The sequence below is a fragment of the Halomonas sp. ND22Bw genome (assembly GCF_003011945.1).
Classification (GTDB): domain Bacteria; phylum Pseudomonadota; class Gammaproteobacteria; order Pseudomonadales; family Halomonadaceae; genus Halomonas; species Halomonas halophila.
In genome coordinates this window covers 1-265 of the sequence record NZ_PXWD01001047.1, presented here as the reverse complement: position 1 = coordinate 265, position 265 = coordinate 1, and the positions used below count along the sequence as shown (strand labels likewise).

General features: G+C 75.1%; 1 protein-coding gene. It reads right to left on the bottom strand.

Translation table 11 applies throughout. The features are described from left to right. Positions 1–265 (bottom strand): hypothetical protein (locus CVH10_RS26100; RefSeq protein WP_219924958.1); only part of this gene is annotated, 265 nt, incomplete at both ends.

Below are 265 nucleotides of genomic sequence, written 5' to 3'. Positions count from 1 at the left end.
CACCCCCGAATCCGCCCAGGGGGGCAGCTCGTCGTTCAGGACCTGAAGGCGGCGAATCTGGCCGGGAGCGCCGGCGAATGCGCGCCCCCGGCTCTGCACGGCCTGGGCGGAGGGGGCGAGGGCCGGCCTGTCGTCGGGCGAAGACGCTGCCGTGGGCGGCAGCGCCAGGGCCAGGGCCAGCGCCTCGGGCGTGGAGTCCAGCGCGCCGGTCAGGCGGCGTTGCACATCGGGACGAAACAGGCCGGAGCGTCGGCCCGCTTCATAA